This is a genomic window from Streptomyces sp. NPDC058459 (genome assembly GCF_042721685.1).
Classification (GTDB): domain Bacteria; phylum Actinomycetota; class Actinomycetes; order Streptomycetales; family Streptomycetaceae; genus Streptomyces.
The window spans coordinates 1-6,235 of sequence record NZ_JBHXLV010000285.1 but is presented as its reverse complement, the minus strand read 5'-3'; the positions used below and the strand labels follow the sequence as shown (position 1 = coordinate 6,235).

Genomic DNA, 6,235 nt, shown 5'->3' with positions numbered 1-6,235 from the left:
CCCGCCGACCGGGCGGGCGCCGCCGACGGCTCGGACCGGCCGGTGTTCGTGGACGAGTCCGGCCGCCGCGGCCGCACCTTCCGGCAGCTCGGCCTGCTGGTCGCCGGGCTCTGCGCGGGCTACGCCGGGGTCATCGGCGTCACCCTGCTCTCCGGAAGCTCCGCGCCCTGGCTGCCGGTGCCGCAGAAGGAGGACAAGCCCGCGAGCCGGGTCGACACCTCACCCCGGCCCAGCGCCTCGGCCCCGGCCGCGCCCGGGAGCGGCGGCCGCGACCGCACCGGCACCGGGCCCGCCGCGCCGGGTGCCGCACCCGCCACCGCCGCCGCTACCACCGTCGCCGCCGTACCCGTACCGGCACGGCGGAGCGCCGCAGCCGACGCCGTTGCCACCACGGCGGCCCGGCCGCCCGCCTCGGCAAGCCCGGTACCGGGCCGGTCCGCGCCGCCCGCGCCCGGCGGGGCGAGCGCGCCGCCGACGCCCAGCGCCACCGCGTCCACCGAGGCGTCCCCGGTGCCGAGCACCACCGCGCCCAGCCCGGCCGCCAGCGAGTCCGGCGGATGTACGACGTGCTGAGCCGCATGCCGACCATCCCCGGCGCGGTGGAGGCCTTGCGCCCCACCGCGCCGGAACGGGCCGGCGGGATGAGCGACGACACCCTCGCCGAGGACACCGACATCACCATGGCCCTGCACCGCGACGGCTGGCGGGTGGTCTACGCGGAGAAGGCCCGCGCCTGGACCGAGGCCCCGGAGTCCGTGCGGCAGCTCTGGTCCCAGCGCTACCGCTGGTCCTACGGCACCACGCAGGCCATCTGGAAACACCGCCGGGCCGTCCTGGAACGCGTGCCCCCGGGGCGGTTCGGCCGGGTCGGGCTACCGCTGGTCTCGCTGTTCATGGTGGTCGCGCCGCTGCCGGCCCCGCTGATCGACGTCTTCCTCGTCTTCGCCCAGTCCCTGTGGTCCCTCGCCACCGTGCTGCTGCACATCCGCCCGGCCTGGACCGACTGGCCACGCCCGCTGCGCCCCTTCGACCGCCTGATCACCCTGCTCAACTCCCGCGCGGTGACCATCCATCTCTGGCACAACCTCTGCGTCCTGATCGCCTCCACCCTCCGGGGCCAGCTCTGGCGCTACGACGTCCCGGACGAGAAGTGCCCCTGGCTCCAGGAGAGTCCCTGGCCCGTCCTCGCCCTGGCCTGGACCCTGATCTGCGCCTGCGTCCTTACCTTCGGCCGGGCGGAGGACCTGGCGGCGAAGCGGAGCCCACGGCTGTGGCCGGACGGACGCCCGCGCCGCGACAGCCGTCACCGGGCCGCATGAGCCCGGACGCGAGGGGTTACGGAGGCCGCGCGGCAGGGGCACTGTGGAGGGGAGCGGGAAGACGCCCTCCTGCCTAGGCGGTGACGTTGCGCATGGCACCCGGTACACCACGATTCGACGCAGGCCGGTGCTGCCTCGATCTGCTGGCCACCGCGCATCCGGAGGAACGGCTCGGCACGGTCGAGGAGTTGGTGGGCTGGGTCGTCGGGGCCGGTCTGGTACCCGGGCGGACCGGGCTGCGGCAGGCCGACGGGGAATGGGTCACGCGCTTCCTCGAACTGCGCCGGCACGTCGAAAGGTCGGTACGCGCCTCCAGCGCTCCCGCCGACTCCCTGGACCGGATCAACCGCGCCGCCCGCGCCGCCGCACCCTTGGCGGTGCGGGCGGTCGCGCGGCGGAGCGGGCCGCTCGTGCGGGAGCTGGCGGAGGAGCCCACGGCTGCCGCGCTCCTCTCCGTCCTCGCCCGCGACGCCGTCGACCTCCTGACCGACCCCCTCGCGCGGGCGGCCGTGCGGGAATGCGAGGCGGACGGATGTCCGCTGCTGTATCTCGACACCTCCCGCGGGCGGCGCAGGCGATGGTGCTCAAGTGAGGGGTGCGGGAACCGGGAACGGGTCGCCAGACACCGGCGGCGGGTGGCGCTCGCACGGTCCTGAACGTCCGGGTGCGGGCCAAGTGCCGCAAATGAGAGTTTACTTGCGACCTGTGATCTGTGCTACACCGCGTTTGTGTGAATTCAAGTCGGGGCAACCCCGCCGCACTTGACGTCGTGTCGGAAATGTAAAGATCGCGCGGGGGGAATGTGCGTGCATGTCCCGCTCGTCACACCACTCCTGAGAAAAACACCACCCCACCTTGAACAGCCGCGCCTCGTGCCCCGTACGAAGGGGCGAGCGACCGGCGGGGACAAGCCCCGGACATCGGAGGTGGGCGTGCGCAAGGATGCGGCCGTGGCCAAAGAACCTGGATCGAGGGCCCGACATCGCATGTCCTCGCAGCCCTCACAGTCGTCGGAACCCGACGAGGAGTTGATGCGTGCTCTGTACCGGGAGCACGCCGGACCACTCCTCGCCTATGTCCTCCGGTTGGTAGCCGGTGACCGGCAGCGAGCCGAGGACGTCGTACAGGAAACACTCATCCGTGCCTGGAAGAACGCCGGTCAGCTCAATCGGGCGACCGGTTCGGTACGCCCCTGGCTGGTGACGGTCGCCCGGCGCATCGTCATCGACGGCCACCGAAGCCGGCAGGCCCGGCCGCAGGAGGTCGATCCGTCGCCGCTGGAGGTCATCCCCGCGGAGGACGAGATCGACAAGGCGCTGTGGCTGATGACGCTGACGGACGCGCTGGACGACCTGACCCCGGCCCACCGTGAGGTGCTCGTCGAGACCTACTTCAAGGGACGCACCGTCAACGAGGCGGCTCAGACCCTGGGGATACCGAGCGGCACGGTCCGCTCCCGGGTGTTCTACGCCCTGCGATCGATGAAGCTGGCACTGGAGGAGCGGGGGGTGACGGCGTGATGAGCGTGTACGGGGGAACACGAGGATTCGGCGCGGGGGGCAGGGGTATGTCTGGCCCCATGCAGGGATCTCCGGTGCCGAACGAGCACGAGACCGTCGGCGCCTACGCCCTCGGGATTCTCGACGACACCGAGGCGACCGCGTTCGAGGCGCACCTCGCGGGCTGCGAGTGGTGCGCCCAGCAACTGGACGAACTCGCGGGGATGGAGCCCATGCTGGCCGCCCTCGCGGACCTGCCGGGCACCGGCAGCACCCCGGTCATCGGGGAGTCGCTGTCCGCGCGGCCGAGTCCGAGGCTGGTCGAGAAGCTCGTCGACGAGGTCGCGGAGCGGCGCGCGAGCAAGCGGCGCCGCGGCTTCTACCTGGTCGCCGCGGCGGCCGCGCTGATCATCGGCGGCCCGGTGGCCGTGATGTCGGTGAGCGGTGGTGGTACGAGCCGGACGGCGACCCCGCTGGCCGCCTCCGCCAAGGACCACTTCGACCAGTTGCCCACCAAGGTCACCGGCACGGACACCGGCACCGGTGTCTCCGCGACCGTCGCCCTGCAGGGCAAGACCTGGGGCACCGACGCGGTGCTGCGGCTGACCGGCGTCAAGGGCGAGCAGAAGTGCTCCCTGATCGCGGTCGGCAAGAACGGCGAGCGGCAGACACTCGGCTCCTGGAGCGTGCCCAAGGACGGCTACGGCCTCCCGGGTGCCACGACCGAGCAGGCCCGCAACCCCCTGTTCATCGGGGGCGGCACCGCTCTGCAGCCCGGCGAGATCGCTCACTTCGATGTCATGACCCTGGACGGCAAGAAGCTCGTCCAAGTGGACGCCTAGTGGGTGCCTAGAATCACGCCCGCGTAGCTTTACCGGGTCCTCTTCGCGTACGGTTGACGGCTGCCCAGCACGTCAGAAGGGGGCCCGGTGGCCGCTCAGGTTCAGCATTCCGCGGTCGGCTCGGTACACGGCGCTAACGACTCCGTACGGGACCGAGAGATCAGCGTCGAACAGGAACACCTGGACCGGGTGTACCAGCGCCTGGAGGAGAAGATCCACGAGGCCGAGTTCCTGATGCACGACGCGTCCCAGCGCGGCCATGTGGGTACCCCGGGCGCACTGGCCGAACGGGACGCGCAGGTCTTCCGGGCCGGCATCCACCTCAACCGGCTGAACAACGAGTTCGAGGACTTCCTCTTCGGCCGCGTCGACCTGCTCCAGGGCAAGGACGGCAAGAAGGGCCCGGACGGCGCCTACACCGCCGTCGAGCCCGCCGACGGAGCCGTGCGTCCCGACAACACCGCCGACATCGCCGAGACCCTGCACATCGGGCGGATCGGCGTCCTGGACCAGGACTACTCCCCGCTGGTCATCGACTGGCGGGCGCCGGCCGCCGCGCCCTTCTACCGCTCCACCCCCGTCGACCCCGGCCGGGTGGTGAGGCGCCGGGTCATCCGCTCCAAGGGCCGCCGGGTCCTCGGTGTCGAGGACGACCTGATGCGCCCCGAGCTGACGGCCACCCTGGACGGCGAGGAGCTGCCCGTCATCGGCGACGGCGCCCTGATGGCAGCCCTCGGCCAGGCGCGCGGGCACACCATGCGGGACATCGTCTCCTCGATCCAGGCCGAGCAGGACCAGGTCATCCGCGCCCCCGCCGCCTCCGTCACCTACGTGGAGGGCGGCCCCGGCACCGGCAAGACCGCCGTCGCCCTGCACCGCGCGGCCTATCTGCTCTACCAGGACCGCAGACGCTACGCGGGCGGCATCCTGATCGTCTCGCCGACCCCGCTGCTCGTGGCCTACACCGAAGGCGTGCTGCCCTCCCTCGGCGAGGAGGGCCAGGTCGCCATCCGCGCGATCGGTTCCCTGGTCGACGGTGTCGAGGCCACGCTCCACGACTCCCCGGCCGTGGCCCGCGCCAAGGGCTCGTACCGGATGCTGAAGGTGCTGCGCCGGGCCGCGCGCGGCGCCCTCGAACTCGGGGCTGCGGGCGCTGCGGGCGCTGAGCGCGCGGCTCCGCCCGCCCGGCTCCGCGTGGTCGCCTTCGGCCGGCGGCTGGAACTGGAGGCCGGGGAGCTGGAGTCCGTCCGGCACACCGCGCTCGGCGGCACCGCCCCGGTCAACCTGCTCCGCCCCCGCGCCCGCAAGCTGCTGCTGGACGCCCTGTGGGCCAGGTCCGGCGCCGCCTCCCGGCACACCGACCCGGAGCTGGCCGCCGAACTGCGCGCCTCCTTCGACGAGGACGTGGCCGACGAGGACTCCTTCCTCGCCTTCCTCGACGCCTGGTGGCCCGAGCTGACCCCCAGGGGCGTGCTCGCGGCCATGGCCGACGAGCGGCGGCTCGGCCGCTGGGCCCGCCGTGTCCTCAACCCCGGCGAGGTCCGCAAGGTAGCCCGCGCGCTGAGGCGGGACGGCTTCTCCGTGCACGACATCGCCATGCTGGACGAACTCCAGGCGATCCTGGGCGCCCCCGCCCGCCCCCGGAAGAAGCGCGAACTCGACCCGCTGGACCAGCTCACCGGCCTGGACGAGCTGATGCCGGTGCGCGAGGAGACCCAGCGGGAGCGGGCCGAGCGGCTCGCCCAGGAGCGCACCGAGTACGCGCACGTCATCGTGGACGAGGCCCAGGACCTCACCCCGATGCAGTGGCGCATGGTCGGCCGCCGGGGCCGGCACGCCACCTGGACGGTCGTCGGTGACCCCGCCCAGTCCTCCTGGTCCGACCCGGACGAGGCGGCCGGGGCCCGCGACGAGGCCCTGGGCTCCCGTCCCCGGCGCCGGTTCGAGCTGACCGTCAACTACCGCAACCCGGCCGAGATCGCCGAGCTGGCCGCCAAGGTCCTCGCCCTCGCCATGCCCGGCTCCGAGTCCCCCCGCGCCGTACGCTCCACCGGCGTCCAGCCGCGCTTCGAGGTCGCCGGGGACTCCCTGGCCGGCACCGTCCGCGCGGAGGCCGAGCGGCTGCTCGGGATGGTCGACGGCACCGTCGGCGTCGTCGTCGCCATGAACCGCCGCGAGGAGGCCCGCCGCTGGCTCGCCGGGCTCGGCGACCGGGTGGCCGCCCTCGGCAGCCTGGAGGCCAAGGGCCTGGAGTACGACGCGACCGTGGTCGTCTCCCCGGCCGAGATCGCCGACGAGTCCCCGGCCGGCCTGCGCGTGCTGTACGTGGCCCTCACCCGGGCGACCCAGCAGCTCACCGTCGTCTCCGGCGACCGCGACGAGCCGGACCCGGCCGGCGTTCCGGACCTGCTGCGGGACTGACTTCCACGAACCGCGTGCACGGGGGAATGCCCCCCGGGGTCCGTTTGTTAGCCTTGTCGTGGCACCGGCCCGATCCAAGCCCCCGGGCCCAACCATCGTCGCTACGAGCGACCACTTGCCGCGAGGCGAGCATGGCGGGTCGGTGTCATGAATG

General features: G+C 73.1%; 4 protein-coding genes and 2 pseudogenes. All 6 read left to right on the top strand.

Annotation, left to right across the window (positions count from 1 at the left end; all coding sequences use genetic code 11):
• Positions 1-573: pseudogene (locus tag ACFWN1_RS30725) on the top strand (translation initiation factor IF-2); the annotation flags it as partial.
• Positions 552-944 (top strand): annotated as a pseudogene (locus ACFWN1_RS30720) (glycosyltransferase); the annotation flags it as partial. The pseudogenes ACFWN1_RS30725 and ACFWN1_RS30720, both read left to right, overlap by 22 nt.
• Positions 945-1,411: 467 nt before the next feature.
• Positions 1,412-1,975, top strand: coding sequence for a CGNR zinc finger domain-containing protein (locus ACFWN1_RS30715; RefSeq protein WP_384369189.1), 564 nt, complete (start codon positions 1,412-1,414; stop codon positions 1,973-1,975).
• 270 nt (positions 1,976-2,245) lie between these two features.
• Complete coding sequence (locus tag ACFWN1_RS30710; protein WP_384369192.1) at positions 2,246-2,839, top strand: sigma-70 family RNA polymerase sigma factor; 594 nt, start codon at positions 2,246-2,248, stop codon at positions 2,837-2,839.
• Positions 2,839-3,660 (top strand): anti-sigma factor family protein, encoded by an 822-nt coding sequence (locus ACFWN1_RS30705; protein ID WP_384369186.1) that lies wholly within the window; start codon positions 2,839-2,841, stop codon positions 3,658-3,660. The genes ACFWN1_RS30710 and ACFWN1_RS30705 overlap by 1 nt, the downstream gene beginning before the upstream one ends.
• Before the next feature lie 87 nt (positions 3,661-3,747).
• Positions 3,748-6,081: a HelD family protein gene (locus ACFWN1_RS30700; RefSeq protein ID WP_384369183.1), complete on the top strand. Its 2,334-nt coding sequence runs from the start codon at positions 3,748-3,750 to the stop codon at positions 6,079-6,081.
• The last annotated feature ends 154 nt before the right edge of the window (positions 6,082-6,235 follow it).

What these genes read in the sequence shown, in the direction of transcription:
- ACFWN1_RS30705 (WP_384369186.1), top strand. Translation starts at nt 2,839, where the DNA reads ATGAGCGTGTACGGGGGAACACGAGGATTCGGCGCGGGGGGCAGGGGT.
- ACFWN1_RS30715 (WP_384369189.1), top strand. Translation starts at nt 1,412, where the DNA reads ATGGCACCCGGTACACCACGATTCGACGCAGGCCGGTGCTGCCTCGAT.